The following is a 16,107-nucleotide window of genomic DNA, read 5'->3' as shown; positions in this document are numbered from 1 at the left end:
TTCATACACCAACCTCCCTGATTAATACCGGTTCTACATAAACCAAAAACCCGCTAACATTGGAGTATCCCATAGCCTGAATGGCATGCATATATCGCTTAACCTGCTGCTGATGCGCTTCACTTTCCACTTCTTTTTTATAATCCACCACGATGGCTTTTTCTCCCTTCAGCATCAAACGGTCGGGCTTATGCTCACGCCCCTCAAACCATAAAGTGCGTTCGTTGTACACCTCATAATCACCAGAAAACCAATCGCATAGCTTTTCTTCCTCAAAAAGTCTTTCGATTCGCTTTTCTACCTCCCGGGCTATTTCTTGGTTGAACTCTCCTGCCTGTACCCGTTGCCTCAAAACCACAGGCAAATCTTCTTTCATCAATACATCGGAGAGCACATCGTGCACCTGATTGCCCAGAGTAATGTTTCTGGCTTGTTCAGTTTGTTGAAGCATAAAAAAACGTTCGGAATCATTTCTGATACTCAGTTTTTCGAGAAAGGAATCTTCAGGATATATCTTTAACACCTCCGCATCGGAAGCCGAATCTGTGCCACTTACTTTTTCATGTTCTTCTCCCAACTCCCATTGCATTCCTCCATCGGTTTCGGTGGTCTTCATACCAATGTCCTCCACCAGATCAACCAGCAGTTGATGAATGCTTTGCCCCCCCGATCGGGTGGCCGGGGCAGAAAGATACAGCTTCTCCCGCGGGCGCGTAAAGGCCACGTAGGTTTTATTGAGAATATCTAAAGCCGACTCTTCTGCCTCACGGAGGTAATCATCGGCAAAATGAGAATCCATAAGCAGCCCCTTGCTGAAATCGAGGGGTATAAACCGAAGCTCTTGCATGTCTTCCGGAGTGTTGGAGGTCCAGAACTGATGCATTTGAGCCGGAGGCAAAATTTGCCAGTTGGTGAAGGGAATAAACACTATGGGAGCCTCAAGTCCTTTCGACTTGTGGATGGTAAGAATCCGTATGGCATTGGCATGCTCGCTGGTAGCCACCGTTTGGTTATCTCCTTCTTTTTCCCACCACTCCAGGAAACTACTTACAGAACTGCGTCCTTTTTGTCCCTGTTCGAGTACCAGATCGAGCAGTTGCTGCAGGTAAATATCAGATTGATTGCTGAAGTCAAAAATGATGAGCAATTCACAAATAAGATCGAAAAGCGACTGCTGCTTAAGCCTGTGCATTTGCTCAAAAAAAGCCGGAGGAAAGCCTGCATCCTGCAGAGTTATTCGCTCACCCGGGCGGGTTTCCACTACGGGTTGATAGGCTTTACCTTTCAGCCTGCAGTATAACACCATCAGGTTGAGCAAGCGTACATCGTCATTATCGGTTTGCAAATAGGCCAATAGCTCAAGAACAAAAACCACTAAATCGCTTTGGCTGAGCTTAAGCGAATCACCATTAATAAAAGGTACTCTGGCCTGAAGAAAGGCATTGGCCACGTCTGGTATTTCGCTATTGCGATTTACCAAAACCAGCATATCGCCATAGCTATAACCCAATTCGATGTTTTGAGCTATTTTAGCCATGAGGTGGCCCACAGAGGCCTCTTTCCAAAGGTCATCGTCCCAAAAAGAGACCTGTACAAAACCACCTTGCTGTTTCTTTATTTGCTGCGCATGATCTTGAAAGGCCAATTCGAAAAGTTCGCTATTTGCCAACGAGTCGTTGGTCTTTAGCGCAGCGGGCAATTGGGCAAACAAAGCGTTGTTGAAAGAAACAATCTGGCTAAGACTTCTGTAATTATCTACCAGCCTCTTATCGGCATCGGCCGAATAAAAAGCACCCAGGTCTTGCCTTATTTGGGAGAGCAGAAGCCTCATATTTCCACCTCTGAAACGGTAGATAGACTGCTTTACATCTCCAACAATAAGTACCTCATGACCTTCTGAAAGGGCATTAATAATTAATGGTCTCAGGTTGTTCCACTGAAAATTGGAGGTATCCTGAAACTCATCGATCATAATGTGTTTATAGCTGCTCCCCAGTTTCTCAAAAAGAAAAGGCGCATCGGCCTCATTGAGTACTTCTTTGAGTATACGGTTGGTATCTGAGATGAGCATTACGTTGTGCTCATCGCGATAATCTTTAAGTTGCAGGTTGAGTGATTCGAGTAGCCCAAAGGCATAAATATTTCGGAGTACTGCCCTGTTGGTGTTGTAGTTTTTCCTTTCTTTTAGAATAAAATGAAGGGCTTCATTGCCTAATATGGCCAACTGCTCTTCGCCCACCTGACAGGCCAACTCAAATTTTGGGCTTTTTTTTGCTCCCCATTTCATCTCTCCATCGAGAGCCTGAATAAATCGCTTTTTATGCTCAATATCGTATTCTTCTTTTTGGAGTGCATAAAAGGCCGCTAACGGCCCTGATCGGCTATAGTTAAAATCATTCACCGTCAGACCGTATTGATTCATAAGATCAAAAGCCTTGCTGGCAAACAATCTGGCGGTATTTTCGAACTTAGCCTTTTGAGCTTTAAGTCGGTCTATTACCTCCTTTAAAACCGAGAAGTTTACAGACTGCCCACTGAACCCTTCCTGAAAGGCTTCACTAAAAAGGTTGTTTCCCAACTTCTCTATTTGGCGGTCTACATTCCAACTTTTGTCGTTTTCTATTTGCTCTTTCGAAAACAGAGTAAGCCACTCTTTTACCTCCGGCTGCTCATCAATGGTTCGAAATAGGTTTTCGATAGTCTCGGTGAGCGCCAGTTTTTGATTCATTTCTACCTCATAGCTCAAGGGCAGGTTTAGTTCACGGGCAAAGGATTTTAATACCCGGGAAAAAAAGCTGTCTATGGTTGATACTTCAAACCGACTGTATTGATGAATGATGAGATCGTATGCTTCTTCGGCCCTTGAGGCTACTTGTTGAGCATCGAACCGCCCATCAAACTCACTAAGTAATACTTGCTGTAAATCGCTGAAGTTTCCGGAAGCCAAGTCTTGAAGAGCCTTTAATATCCTGGATTTCATTTCTTCTGTGGCCTTATTGGTGAAGGTAATGGCCAGAATATGTTTGAAGTCTTGCGGATTGGCGATAAGCAGCTTTACATATTCCTTCACCAGAGTGAAGGTTTTACCGGAGCCGGCAGAAGATTTGTAGACGGTTAATGCCAAGGGTTGCTGTGTTTGACATGAAATTAATTAATGATGGCATAAACTTGGACAGTTTATCGCACCAATTTAAAACTACCTCGATAGGTTTCTTCAAAACTAACTTCATTCAACCTACCGGCATAAAAGACAATATAAGAGTAGTTGCCAGCAGGTGCCTCAGCTCCGTTGTAGTTACCATCCCAGCCCTCGGAGAGGTCTTCGGTGCTAAACACCACCGTACCCCACTTGTTGTAAATCTGCATGGAGTACTTGAGCGAACAGTCGGCAACGGGCTTAAAGGTATCGTTGGCACCATCGCCATTCGGGCTGAAAGCATTGGGGAAGAATATTTTTGGGAAACGCTCGGTCACGTCAATGGTCAAAGAGGTTTCACAGCCGTTGGCATCGACTATGCGTACATTGTAGCTCCCTTGGCTTAGTCCACTGGCATTGGCATCATCGGTAGTCGGGTTATTGCTCCAGTAGAATTGGTAGTCGGGAGTGCCTCCTTTGGCATCGATATATGCCGTACCATTGGTGGCTTGCGGACAAATAGGGTCGTTAATCAGGCTCTCTAAATCGGGTTCCAGCAATGGGGGCTCTGTAATGGTAAAACCGGTACTTACCTGGCATCCGTTCTTATCGGTAACTATTACCTGATAAGTTCCTGCTCTCAGGTTAGTATTCACATGGCTATTGGTAGTGGTTTGAGTGTTGCCTTTTATCCAAGTAAACTCATAATCGCCATTGGCAAAAGTCACACCACCTGTCACCGTAATATCGGCCACTCCATTGGCTTCTTGAAAACAGCGTACGGGAAGAGTGACCGGCTGATCTAAAATACGTAGTTCATCGGGCTCTGCTACAGTAAAAGTTTCTGTGAGTACGCAGCCTAGTTCATCGGTAATGGTTGCAATATAGTTACCGGCCACCAGGTTATTGATTTGAGCACCCCTAAGACCATTATCCCAATTGACAGTGTAAGCACCGGGTTTACCCCCGGTTATGTTCAAGGCTATGTCTCCTGTACTTTCTCCAAAACATAAAACATCATCAATATTGGCTGTTACCTGTAGGGGTGAATAGACAACCACCTCTAGTTGATCGGAAAAACCTTCACAATCAGAAATTGCAGGGTTATATTCTCGGTACCATACCTTGCCACCGCTACCGCTGCCCCAATTTATAAAAACCTCATTGGCCGTTGGGTTAGAGTCCGGGGTAATGGTTCCTCCCTGAACAAACCACTGGTACTGCGACCCGTTAGTTTGAGGTGTAAAGTAGCGCACTCTATTTCTGTCGTCATAGCAAACTTCTGTATCGGAAGCGCCATCAGACTGAGGCAATGCCGGTTCCAATCGCTTGTTAATAATAACCGGAAGCTTAATGGTGTCACCTACGCAGCCTAAGCTATTGCGAGAAGTTACGGTAAGCGATGCCTGATCATTGGCTGCTCCCCAATTGACGGTTATGCTCTTGCCCGTGGTCGAAGAGGTTATCGTTCCTCCCTCAATACTCCATTCATAGGTATTAGAATCATCGCCAACGGCCGTATACTCAATACCTGTTACATCGGGGCAAACGGAAGCCGGGCCATTTATTTTTTCGAACTCTGTCTCCAGCACGGTCAATTGCTTAATCACTACTTCGGCTGTTCCACAAGAGCCCTGCCCATCGGAAGCCAAAAGCACCACTTCATATTCCCCGGGTTGGTTATACCTATAGGTTACACTTTCACCTTCGGCCGTATCGCCATTTCCAAAGTCCCATTGAAAGGTATTGAACCGCGGTTGTTCTCCGGCAGGAGTAATAAAAGAAGCGGAAAACTCAATCTCAGCATTTAAACAGGCTTTGTCCTGGATGACGCTGATAAACTCATCGTCTCCTTCTATCTTCAGGTTTAGATTTTCTAAGGCCACCCCGGCCGAGTAACCGAAAGATTCTGCATCTCCATAGCCATAAACAAAGGCTATTACCCCTTCTTCAGCCTCCAGTGTATGGTTTCCCCGAGAAATTTGAATACTGGCATATGCGGCATTTCCTACTTGAATAAAGCGGTTGGAAATGCTGCTGGCGTCCAGAAAAATATTATCAGTAGCTCCGGCTTCTGTAATCAGCGTCAAGTAGTATCTGTCAATCACCTCCACATCGAAGGCATTGAAGGTGACCTTATTTATGCGTTGCTCCAGAGGGCTTACCAAAATATAAAACGGGTCGGATTGGGTATTGTCGCAAGACCGCGAACGACTAAACTGCGCAAAGCTTATGGGCTTGTTAGAAGTTACGGTTCTTACCCCGCTCAAAGCCTTATTGATATAGTATTCTCCGGCATCCAGGTTAATAACCGATTCGCCCGAAATGTTCACCTCTGTGCCGTCTTCGGCTGCTATTATTTTAACATAGTCTCCTCCAAACCGGCTTTCATAAGGAATAAACATAAAATTTTTACCCCAGGTAGAAACAGGAAACATTTGTTCGAGCAGGTGATCGCGCGCGTCTCCACAACCACCCACATTGGTAAACACATTTCCACCAAATACCGCAATATTCTTACAATCGTCCGAATCGCTGCTCACTGACCTGACGTAGGTTCCGGTCAGGTCTCCATCGGCTTTAATGTGATATACCTCCCCCGCATTCAGCGTAACCACGGTTGACTCACCGGCAATCAACCCGTTGTAGGTATTGGTCGATGGAATGATCTCCACTTCAGAGCCATCCTGAACCCCAACAATTATCATATTGGATTCCCTGGCGGCATTGATTCGGTCACCATCGGGTTCGTAATGGGCTGTTACATAGTATTCTTTTCCCAAGGCATTGATGGGGAGAATTACGGCCGCATCGGCACTAAAACTTCGTTTATTAAGGGCATAGACCGATATGGGCTTGTCCGAAGTCACATGAAGTCCTATGGGGAAAATGCCTTCTTCGGTAGGCATAAATGTACCTGTAGGAATTTGTACGATTGACGATTCACCGGGAACCACATCAACTTCGAGATCGAATGAATTCAGCGGAGCGTTAATGCGCACCTTGGTTTCTTCCTTGGCTGAAAGGTAGATTTCTAACTGCACGTTGCCATCTTGGTTCTCCATAAAACCAAGCCAAAACTCACGCCCTTCGGTAGTTACCTGACCCCAAATGGTAAGTGTGCATAAAAGTCCTAATACGGTGCTAAATAGTCTCCTCAATTCTATTACAGCTAAGTCTCTTCTTTTACAACTATCCGCAGCATATTCACCATTCTTCCTGACGATTTACCGATGAAAGGCCATGAATACCTGTAGTAGTTGTTTACTTCAATCTACATAGATAAGGATAAAAACTAACGAATAAGCTCAAAACTCCCTCTAAATGTTTGTTCATAGGTAGTATTATTGATTTCAACTACATAAAACATGATGTAAGAGTATTTTCCGGCCGGAGCCGGCTGTCCCTGGTAGGTACCATCCCACCCCTCCTGAATATTTTCGCTGGAAAAAACAACGGTACCCCACTTGTTATAGACTTGCATGGAAAAAGACAACTCACAGTCGGTCACTGCACGAAAGACATCGTTTACACCATCGCCATTCGGGCTGAACGCATTGGGCAAATTTACCTTGGGAAAACGTTCCTCAACAGTAAGGGTATGGCTGGTCTCGCAGCCGTTGGCATCTACAATGCGCACGGTATAGTTGCCTTGACTCAACCCGGTAGCATTGGCATTGTCTGTTGTTGGGTTGCTGCTCCAGAAAAACTGATAGTCGGGCACACCGCCTTTGGCATTGATAAACACTGAGCCATTGCTGGTTTGCGGGCAAATGGGGTCGTTGATTATAGATTCAATATCGGCCTCAAGCAAGGGGGGCTCGGTTATGACAAAGCTGGTGGTGGCCTGGCATCCGTTGGCATCGGTAATCGTAACGGTGTAATTCCCTGCCCTCAGACTGGTATTTACTCTGCTGGTGGTAGTGGTGGCGTTTCCATTACTCTCCCAGGTGTAACGATATTCTCCATTGCCAAATGTGGTTCCTCCTTCCACATTCACCTCTGCCACTCCGTTGGCCTCCTGAAAGCACCTTACGGGCTGTGTGGTTACGGTTCCAACCACCTCAAGCGGCTCTGGCTCGTCTACTGTAAAAGTTTCTGTGTGCTCGCAGCCCAATTCATCAGTTATAGTAGCCGTATAGTTACCGGCCACTAAACCACTTATGGAAGTACCGGTTGCACCATTGGACCAGGCTACGGTGTAGTCCGATCCTTTTCCACCGGAAATGGCCAGCGTAATTGCTCCATTGGCCTCACCATTACACAATACATCTGATATAGTTGGGGTGGGCACTATGGGCGAATAGATGGTAACCTCAAGGAAGTCGGAATAACCTTCGCAGTCGGTAATCAATGGATTATATTCTCTGTACCAAATGCGCCCGCTGGCACTATTGCCCCAGTTTACAAACACTTCATTGCTGGTTGGGTCTGAATCGGCCGTAAAGCTGCCTCCACTTACAAACCATTGATATTGCGATCCGTTGGTTCGCGGAGTAAAATAGCGTACTCTGCTTCGGTCGGTATAACACACTTCTGAATGGCTGAAACCATCGGTTTGAGGAGTGAGCGGTTCTAGTCGTTGGTCTATTTTCACATTAAGCGTAACCGTATCTCCAATACACCCTATGGAATTAGTCACCAATACTTTCACTGAAGCATCGGCTTTGGCCACTCCCCAATCAACCCGAATATTATCTCCATTGTCCTGGGCAATCGTTCCGCCATCTACAAACCACTGGTAGGTATTACCGGCCACTCCGTCTATGCTATAGGCAATATTAGTGACGTCCGGACAAACGGAAGCCGCTCCAATTATATCTCCATAGACAATATCTTCTACCTGAAAGGTTTTTGTAATGGTTTCTGAATTGCCGCATGAGCCGGTACCATCGGAGGCTATCATGGTGAGGGTATACTCTCCCGGAATAGTATATACATGCTGAACCTCTTTACCGGTGGCCGTTGTTCCATCACCAAAATCCCATTCAAACTCCGTATAAAGTGGGTTGAGACCAGGAGGCGTTTCAAAATCAACACTGAAGTCGATAAGCGAGTTAACACAGGCTTGGCTCACAATAATTCCAATGTCTTCATCATCACCCTCCACCCTCAAGTTTAGATTTTCCAGTGATGCCCCGGCCACATAGCCAAACGACTCTACCTGTCCAAAGGCATAGATATAGGCTATAAAGCCTCCACTGGAAGACAGGTTATAGTCTTGACCACGGTTGATCGTTAAGTTGGCAGCCGAATAATCGGTACCTGAAACTGCCTGAAAAACACCCGATGAAATGGCCGCTCCATCCAGAAACACGTTAGATGTATTGTTGGTGCGGGTTACAATGGTAAGGTAGTAGTCATCGAGTTGTGTGGCTTCCAGGGCGTTGAAATTGATCTCCTGAAGCTGTTGCTCGTTTGGACTGAGCATAATCATAAAGGGGTCGCCTGTACCCACTACCTGATTATTGTCGCAGCTCATAGTTAAGCTATATTGTGCCACCTGAACCGGTTTATCGGCCACAATAGATATTAACTCGTCTTCCACAAAAGTCTCATACTCACCAGCGTTGAGGGTATATTCAACCCCATTTCTGGTAAATTTTGTATCATCTTCCGAAGCCATTACCCTCAGCAAATAGGCTATGCGACCTTCGTAGGGCACTGCTATATAGTTTTTTCCCCAGGTGTTTACAGGATACATCTGTTCAAAGAGCTGATCGGCCGCAAAACCACCGGAGTAATCGGTGGTTCCCTGCGAGGCACTACAGTCTAAACCTCCGGTCACTCGGGTCCATTTGTTTCCTCCAAAAACCGCAAAATTCTTACAGTCATCAGCTTGCGCTGAAACTGAGCGTATGTAGGTTCCGGTAAGGTCGGCAAAGGCCTGCAGCTGATAAATTTCTCCACGGCTCAAGGTAATGGTAAACGGGTTTCCGGCCGGCTCTCCACTTACCAAAATTACGGAGGGAGTAATTTCAATGGTGGTATTATCTTCAGTGGCCACCACCAACAACTCTGAAGGACTAAGACTGGTTCCTATTGCATCGTTGGGACTATTTTCGAAGTAGGCCGATACATAGTACTCTTTACCAATTGAATTAATGGGCAAAACTACCGTGGCATCGGCACTGGCCTGCCGGTTGTTGAAGGCATATACACTTACGTTTTGGTTGGAAGTGACATGAACCGCTTTGCGCTCTATGGCTCCCGATGCTCGAGCGGCAAACTCGTTGTTGGTGCCAAAGCTCACTATTTCCTTGTGGGTAATACCCGGGGTTACCACCACAGTTCTTGTCTCATTGGTGTGGTAGAGAAATATTTCCACATTGGCCACTACCTTAGAGGTAATGAAAATTTCTAGCGAAGATGGCGCCTGAGCATCATTGTTCTCCATATAGCCGAACCAGAAGTCTTTACCTTCTGTGGTTACCTGGGCCCAGGTATGGGTCCAAAGCACAATGGTCAGCATGGTTATAATTAGTCTCCTCAACTTTCCACCCGGTCTAGTTAGTCGTAATCCTAAATATGATCAATTGCCCACAAATTTGAATGTAAGCAGCACTGTTTTTTGCTAGCTTCTTATTTGACTAAAGGCATAACGCTAAGTTTAGCGAAAACGACATTCTTTCTTCCGCTCATTTGCATCTTGAACGATTATTGAATTGCTTTGAGGCAAAATTCAGCGCATGGAGATTAAAGCTAAGATTGAAAAGATACTTCCTACCCAACAAATAACCGGCACCTTTAAAAAACGAGAGTTCGTGGTTGAATATGCCGAAAACCCTCAGTACCCGGAGTTTATCAAGTTCGAATGCATTCAAGACAAGTGTGAATTGCTGGATAATTTTGCTCCGGGGCAAACAGTGATGGTTAGCTTTAACCTTAAAGGAAGAAAATGGACCGACCCTAAAAACGGTGAAGACAAGTATTTTAACTCTCTACAAGCCTGGAAAATTGCTGCCGAAAGCAACAGTGCACCAGCCAGTGCAGCCAACGGAGCTCCGCCACCATCGGCTGCCGATGAACCCGACTGGTTGAGCGAAGATTCTGACGACTTACCCTTTTAACTGATGAAATACGATGTGGTAGTTATTGGTGGTGGTATAGTGGGACTTGCCACTGCCTACCAGCTCTTAAAAAAGAAACCACAGCTAAAGCTGATTTTGGTTGAAAAAGAGAAACAGCTCTGCCGACATCAGACGGGTAACAACAGCGGGGTTATACACTCCGGGTTGTATTACAAACCGGGGAGCCTCAAAGCGAAAAACTGCATTAATGGCTACCAAATGCTTCTGGACTTCTGCAATGAGGAAGGGGTGCCTTATGAACTATGCGGCAAAGTGGTTGTAGCTACCGATGAGTTTCAAAAGCCCTTACTTGAAAACCTTTATAAAAGAGGGCTGGAAAACGGGCTTCACGAAATTTCTAAACTCAGCCTTGAACAACTTAAAGAGATTGAACCTCACGTAAATGGTATAGCAGCTATTAAAGTGCCATATACCGGCATTATAGACTATACTGCCGTGGCCGAGAAATATGCCGAAAAAATTCGCCAGTGGGGAGGCACCATTGTACTGGGAGAAAAAGTTATTGCCATTCGGGAAAAAGGATCCTCTACCTGGGTTGAAACCCCCGCTCAGGCCTTAGAAACTGCACTAGTAATTAACTGCGGTGGGCTTTATTCCGACAAACTGGCACGAAAAACTTCCGATGAAGTTGACCTCAAAATCATTCCTTTCAGGGGTGAATATTTCAAACTAAAGCCGGAAAAAGAGTACCTCGTTAAACACCTTATTTATCCTGTACCCGACCCTAACTTCCCCTTTTTGGGCGTACACTTTACCCGCATGATCAATGGGGGTATTGAAGCCGGTCCAAATGCGGTTTTAGCCTTTAGAAGAGAGGGCTACAAAAAATCTCAGATTCATTTGGGCGAACTAATGGAATCGCTGTTTTGGCCGGGATTTCAAAAAGTGGCCTGGAAATACTGGAAAACCGGCATGGGCGAAATGTATCGTTCTTTTTCAAAGGCCGCTTTTACCAAGGCCCTTCAAAAACTTATTCCGGAAATTGAGGAAAACGATTTGGTTGATGGCGGTGCAGGTGTGCGTGCTCAGGCCTGCGACCGAACGGGAGGTCTTCTAGACGATTTTGCTATTTATGAGGCTAAAAATGCCATTAACGTGTGTAATGCACCAAGTCCGGCAGCCACCTCCTCACTTTCTATTGGCGATACGGTAAGTAATCTGGCCATACAGCGGTTTTGATTTTACAAAAGCCTAATGGCTTCATTTTTTGATTTAATTACGATTATCCTTAATTAGAAACATGAATATTTTTAGATCGGCATTAATGTGCCTTCTGCTTTTCACCAGCACCCTACTCACCGCTCAGGAATTCAACGTAATCTCCTACAATATTCGTTTCAACAATGCCTATGACAATGAAAACTGGTGGGGACACAGGAAAGAGGCCGCCATTGCCTTGCTCAATGCCCATAGCCCGGTAGTTTTCGGAGTTCAGGAGGCCGTTCTCGGTCAAATGAAATATATCGATGACCACATGCCAGATTATAGCTATGTAGGCGTTGGCCGCGATGATGGGAAAGAGCAAGGAGAGTTTAGCGCGGTATTCTATGACAACCGACAGGTAGAACTGCTCACCTCAGGAACCTTCTGGCTATCACCTTCTCCCGAAAGAGTATCGAAAGGCTGGGATGCAGCTCTCCCCAGAGTATGTACCTATGCCGAGTTTGAACACAAAGCCAGCGGAAAGAAATTTTGGTTTTTCAACACCCACTTCGATCATGTGGGAGAAGAAGCCAGAGCTAATTCGGCTCAGCTCATTGTAGATAAAATAAAACAAATAGCCGGAGACAAGGCTCCTATTGTATTGAGTGGCGATTTTAATACCACTCCAGATAAAGCTCCTTATGGACGTATAACTGCTTTTATGGACGATGCTTCAGCACTAAGCCCATCGGGAATCAAAGGACCAATTGGCACCTTCAATGGTTTTAAGCTGGATGCTGAACTTAAAAATAGGATTGACTACGTTTTCACCAAAAACCTAAACGTGTTGAACTATGCCCACCTGGATACCAAAAGAGATAATGGGCTTTGGGTAAGTGACCACCTGCCGGTGGTAGTTAAAATTGCTTTTCGTTGATAAACTCGAAAGCACGTATTTCGCTGTAAGTAAACTCTTCTCCCTTGCGCAAAAAGCCAACATGGCCTCCCCTTTCTGGTGTTTCCAGAAAGAGACTGGGATTCTTTTGAGCCATCTCATAAGGATAGCACCGCCCTTTAAGTAGTGGGTCGTTAAGTGCATTAATGATCAGACAAGGCCTATCTAGCTTCTCCAGAAACGGATAGGGATTGCAGTATTCATAAAAATCCTTGGCCGAACTAAAACCGTTCAATGGAGCTGAATATCGCTCATCGAACACCTGAAGTGAGGCAATATCGTCAATACCCGATAAGTCAATTTCCGGAAACTGAAGTGCTTTGGCCTTAATTTTAAGAATGAGTTTCTTCAGGAATCGCTGTTCATACAAGCGGTTTTCTCTTTGGTAAAGTGTTTCTACACTTTCGGGCAAATAACAAGGAGCAGAAATAGCCACGGCCGATCTCACCTGGGCGGGTAGCGGAAATTGGTCCAGCTCCCCAAGGTATCTGATGGTCTGCCCTCCACCCATGCTAATTCCCACCAAAGCCACTTCCTCATAGTCGCCAGATAGCAAAGCATGGTTGACCACTGTTCTCAGATCATAACTGGCGGCATGATGATAAAGTACTTTCTGTCGGTTCATTTCTCCATTGCATGTTCTGTTGTTCCAGGCCACTACGTCCCAACCATTCCCCACAAAGAGTTTTACAAGAGCCTTTACATAATGACGATTTGAGCCCCCCTCCAGACCATGGCTAACAACCAGCAGCCGCTGATTTCCCGCCTTCACCCAATCTATATTGAGAAAATCATCATCGGGGGTCTCAATCTTCTCCCGCTCGTAATTCACCCCTTTAATTTTACGCATCATACTAGGGTAAATGGTCTCTATGTGTTTATTAAACAGGTAAAAGGGAGGTCCTTGATACCTCGATTGAATTAAGGGCATTCTGTTTCATTTATCTTTGGTGCAAACAAGAGAATATTAAACAATCTGAAAACCATTTTTTGTTTATTCGTGGCTCAATGCAAAAAGTAAAGTACTGCCTTTTACTTCTCATAGGCTGTATAGGCCTCCAGATTGGCCAGGCTCAAACCATTAGGGTGGTGAACCGCGAAAATGGCAAACCCATTGATTTGGTAACTATTAGAGAACGAGGAACAGACCATGGGGCAGTAACCAACACTCAAGGGCTGGCTGAGCTTAAGGGTTTTGGTGCTGATGCGGACATAATTCTAATGCACCCCGATTTTAAATCTCACATAGTGCGCCTCTCCCGATTATTAAACAGAGGGGCTATAGTAGAACTCACTCCTTTGCCCCAAACCTCAGCATATCAATACCGAAACTGGGCTCTTTGGGCCGAAGATACTCCTCATGAAATATTGGCTTTTCAGCGAAAAACCCTATCCATAACAGAGCCTTTGTCATCGGCCGAAGTTCTAGGAGCTAACCACCAAATATTAGTGGCTAAAAACTTACAAAATGCCGGAAGCCCACTCATTAGAGGTTATTCGGGCAATGCCCTGCTTACCCGTCTGGACGGTGTGCGGCTAAACCATGCCCTGTATAGCCGAATTGACAACACACACCTGATGGTGGTTGACCCCAACAACCTCTACCAAACCTTGGTTTTACCGGGCACGGGTGGCTTACAATCCAGCAGCGATGCCCTGGGCGCAACCATAGACTTCCTCACCAAAACTCCAACCTTTGCAGATGGTGAATATCTGGGCATTTCTTCCGGAGGGCTACTCCGGTATTCTTCGGCCAATGGGAGCATTACCGGCAACTACCAGATCGAGTTTAACCTCCCTAATATGTCCAGTTACTCCAGTCTTAGTTATACCAAAGCAGACGACCTGAGAACCGGAGCCAACCGACCAAAGTCACACCCTGATTTTGGCAAAAGACTATCTTATGTAATCCGTGAAAACAACACGGATGAGGTGGTTAACAATGAGAACGAAAACCGACAGGTTTTCAGCGGGTATGATCAATACCATTTTTTACAGAAGCTCCGCTGGAGTTTGGGAAGTTTCATGGACTTCACCTATTCTTTTCATTATTCAGGAACTTCCCATTTGCCACGATACGATAAACTCACTTATACCGTCAACAACACTCCGGCCCATGCCCAGTGGTACAATGGCCCACAACTCTGGCTTATGCACAGCCTTAAAACCAGCTTTTATTACCCTTCTCGCTGGTTCGATCGGATAGACATTACCACCGCATTCCAATTGACGGAAGAGCGGGTGAATAGTAGAAACTTTGGCAGCAATCAACTACGCATGCAACAAGCAACCGTTGATGCGCTATCGGTGAATGTAGATTTAGAGAAGGCCGTGGGTTTTAATGGCAAGCTCTACTATGGTTTAGAGCTCTTTTCCAATAAGGTAGAAAGTAAGGCACTAAGCAGAGACATTGTAACGCTTAGGGAAATGGATATCCAGACCGAATATCCAAACAATGGTGCAGATTATAATCTGGCCAACCTGTATTTGAGTGTTAAAGACCAGATAAGCGAGAGACTTGTTATAAGCAGTGGAGTAAGGTATACCTACACCCGGCTCAGGAGCGATTTTACTGACAAAACCTATATCGATTTTCCTTATGATGTATTGGTTAATGAAACAGGTGCACTAACCGGTACAATTGGTGCTTCTTATAGGCCCGGCTCTTCCTGGAAACTGGGATTACTGCTCTCTTCAGGTTTTCGGCCTCCGAATATTAGCGACAATAGTCGGTTTTTTTCCGAGTGGCCCGGCATGGTGCTAGTACCCAACCCAGACCTGCAACCGGAAACTAATTACACCATAGAGTACTCCATAGCCAACAAAAGCAACTCAAACTGGGGTATTGAGTGGATACAATATCTGTCCTTTCTGCAAAACACTTTTACAGTGGCACCATTTCTTTTCAACAATCAGGACGAACTGAACTATGAAGGTGAAGTGGCCAAAGTATTGGCGCTGCAAAATATGGAAAGAGCACAGGTGTGGGGCACCTCATTGCGTGGCTACTGGAAAACCTCACAAGGCATTCATATTTCCGGAAGCCTAACCTATACTCATGGCCAGAATTTAGAAACCGGGGTCCGTTTACCACACATTGCTCCATTCTTTGGCCAATTGAGCATGGCTATGACACACCAAAAATTAACCACCCGGTTCGAACTAGAGTTTAGTGATGGTGTTCCGTGGCAAGAGCTCCCTCCTTCAGAGAAATACCGACAACACCTGTACTCAGCCGATGGAGCCCTGTCATGGTACATCGTCAATATTAAGAACAGTTACCAACTCAATAATTACTACAGTATCAACTTTAATTTGGAGAACCTGCTAAACGTACATTATCGCAGCTACACTTCGGGCCTCAGTGCTCCGGGTTTTAATGTTGTAATTGCCGTTCGGGCTAACTTTTGAGTTCGTAATACTTTGTTAATCTTAGGTTTACCTTTTAGAAAAAGTGGCATACTACATTTATACTCAAATACATATCTATTCATATTTATTGGGTGTTCATAAAAAAGGTCTGTACTGCAGACTTTTTTTATGCGCTAACATTCCGTTTTTGCTGGGCCTATCTATAACTTGCGAGCCGAAAAATTGAAAGAGGTATTAAAGGCATCGAATCGTGCCGGTCAATGACTAAGGTTTCTGGAAGAATGGTCAACCCAACGGAATAAAACATACTGAAGGAAACCCCATCAAAAGCATGAGGGCCAATTCTTGCTTTCAATTTTTCTTGACATACTCGGTTTTAAAAAAACAGGGTTACTTACTTAAGTCGCAAG

At 45.3% G+C, this 16,107-nt stretch carries 8 protein-coding genes; 4 read left to right on the top strand and 4 right to left on the bottom strand.

Going from position 1 to position 16,107, the window contains the following annotated elements; all coding sequences use genetic code 11:
• Position 1: 1 nt before the first annotated feature.
• From B3O12_RS15075 to B3O12_RS15065, 3 genes are all read right to left on the bottom strand, one after another.
• A complete protein-coding gene (locus tag B3O12_RS15075) occupies positions 2-3,124 on the bottom strand; it encodes a UvrD-helicase domain-containing protein (protein WP_286756897.1) in 3,123 nt (1,040 codons plus the stop codon).
• Positions 3,125-3,177: 53 nt separating this feature from the next.
• On the bottom strand, positions 3,178-6,297 hold the full coding sequence (locus tag B3O12_RS15070; protein ID WP_286756896.1) for a gliding motility-associated C-terminal domain-containing protein: 3,120 nt from the start codon (positions 6,295-6,297) through the stop codon (positions 3,178-3,180).
• 134 nt (positions 6,298-6,431) lie between these two features.
• Positions 6,432-9,629 carry a gliding motility-associated C-terminal domain-containing protein gene (locus B3O12_RS15065; protein ID WP_286756895.1) on the bottom strand — a complete coding sequence of 1,066 codons (3,198 nt, stop codon included), beginning with the start codon at positions 9,627-9,629 and terminating at the stop codon, positions 6,432-6,434.
• 196 nt (positions 9,630-9,825) lie between these two features.
• Here B3O12_RS15065 and B3O12_RS15060 point away from each other — a divergent pair, with 196 nt between their 5' ends.
• The 3 genes from B3O12_RS15060 to B3O12_RS15050 all read left to right on the top strand — a co-directional run bounded on the left by B3O12_RS15060 (position 9,826) and on the right by B3O12_RS15050 (position 12,307).
• The gene (locus tag B3O12_RS15060) at positions 9,826-10,206 is read left to right on the top strand and encodes a DUF3127 domain-containing protein (RefSeq protein ID WP_286756894.1); all 381 of its coding nucleotides are present in this window, start codon (positions 9,826-9,828) and stop codon (positions 10,204-10,206) included.
• Positions 10,207-10,209: 3 nt separating this feature from the next.
• Entirely contained in the window at positions 10,210-11,406 is a 1,197-nt protein-coding gene (gene lhgO / locus B3O12_RS15055) for an L-2-hydroxyglutarate oxidase (protein ID WP_286756893.1), read from the top strand.
• Between the two features lie 61 nt (positions 11,407-11,467).
• Positions 11,468-12,307, top strand: coding sequence for an endonuclease/exonuclease/phosphatase family protein (locus B3O12_RS15050; RefSeq protein WP_286744014.1), 840 nt, complete (start codon positions 11,468-11,470; stop codon positions 12,305-12,307).
• Here the strand turns inward: B3O12_RS15050 and B3O12_RS15045 are convergent.
• The gene (locus B3O12_RS15045; protein WP_286756891.1) at positions 12,288-13,256 is read right to left on the bottom strand and encodes a YheT family hydrolase; all 969 of its coding nucleotides are present in this window, start codon (positions 13,254-13,256) and stop codon (positions 12,288-12,290) included. The two genes, B3O12_RS15050 and B3O12_RS15045, sit on opposite strands and share 20 nt — an antisense overlap.
• A gap of 77 nt (positions 13,257-13,333) precedes the next feature.
• On the opposite strand from B3O12_RS15045, the gene B3O12_RS15040 reads away from it, so the two are divergent.
• A complete protein-coding gene (locus tag B3O12_RS15040; RefSeq protein ID WP_286756890.1) occupies positions 13,334-15,736 on the top strand; it encodes a TonB-dependent receptor plug domain-containing protein in 2,403 nt (800 codons plus the stop codon).
• Positions 15,737-16,107: the final 371 nt, after the last annotated feature.

Origin of the sequence: Roseivirga sp. UBA838 (assembly GCF_002296035.1) — a bacterium.
Lineage (GTDB): Bacteria > Bacteroidota > Bacteroidia > Cytophagales > Cyclobacteriaceae > Roseivirga > Roseivirga thermotolerans.
The sequence above is the reverse complement of the archived record's forward strand: the minus strand, read 5'-3'. Positions and strand labels throughout refer to the sequence as shown.

What these genes read in the sequence shown, in the direction of transcription:
- B3O12_RS15045 (WP_286756891.1), bottom strand. Translation starts at nt 13,256, where the DNA reads ATGCCCTTAATTCAATCGAGGTATCAAGGACCTCCCTTTTACCTGTTT.
- B3O12_RS15060 (WP_286756894.1), top strand. Translation starts at nt 9,826, where the DNA reads ATGGAGATTAAAGCTAAGATTGAAAAGATACTTCCTACCCAACAAATA.
- B3O12_RS15040 (WP_286756890.1), top strand. Translation starts at nt 13,334, where the DNA reads ATGCAAAAAGTAAAGTACTGCCTTTTACTTCTCATAGGCTGTATAGGC.
- B3O12_RS15050 (WP_286744014.1), top strand. Translation starts at nt 11,468, where the DNA reads ATGAATATTTTTAGATCGGCATTAATGTGCCTTCTGCTTTTCACCAGC.
- lhgO (WP_286756893.1), top strand. Translation starts at nt 10,210, where the DNA reads ATGAAATACGATGTGGTAGTTATTGGTGGTGGTATAGTGGGACTTGCC.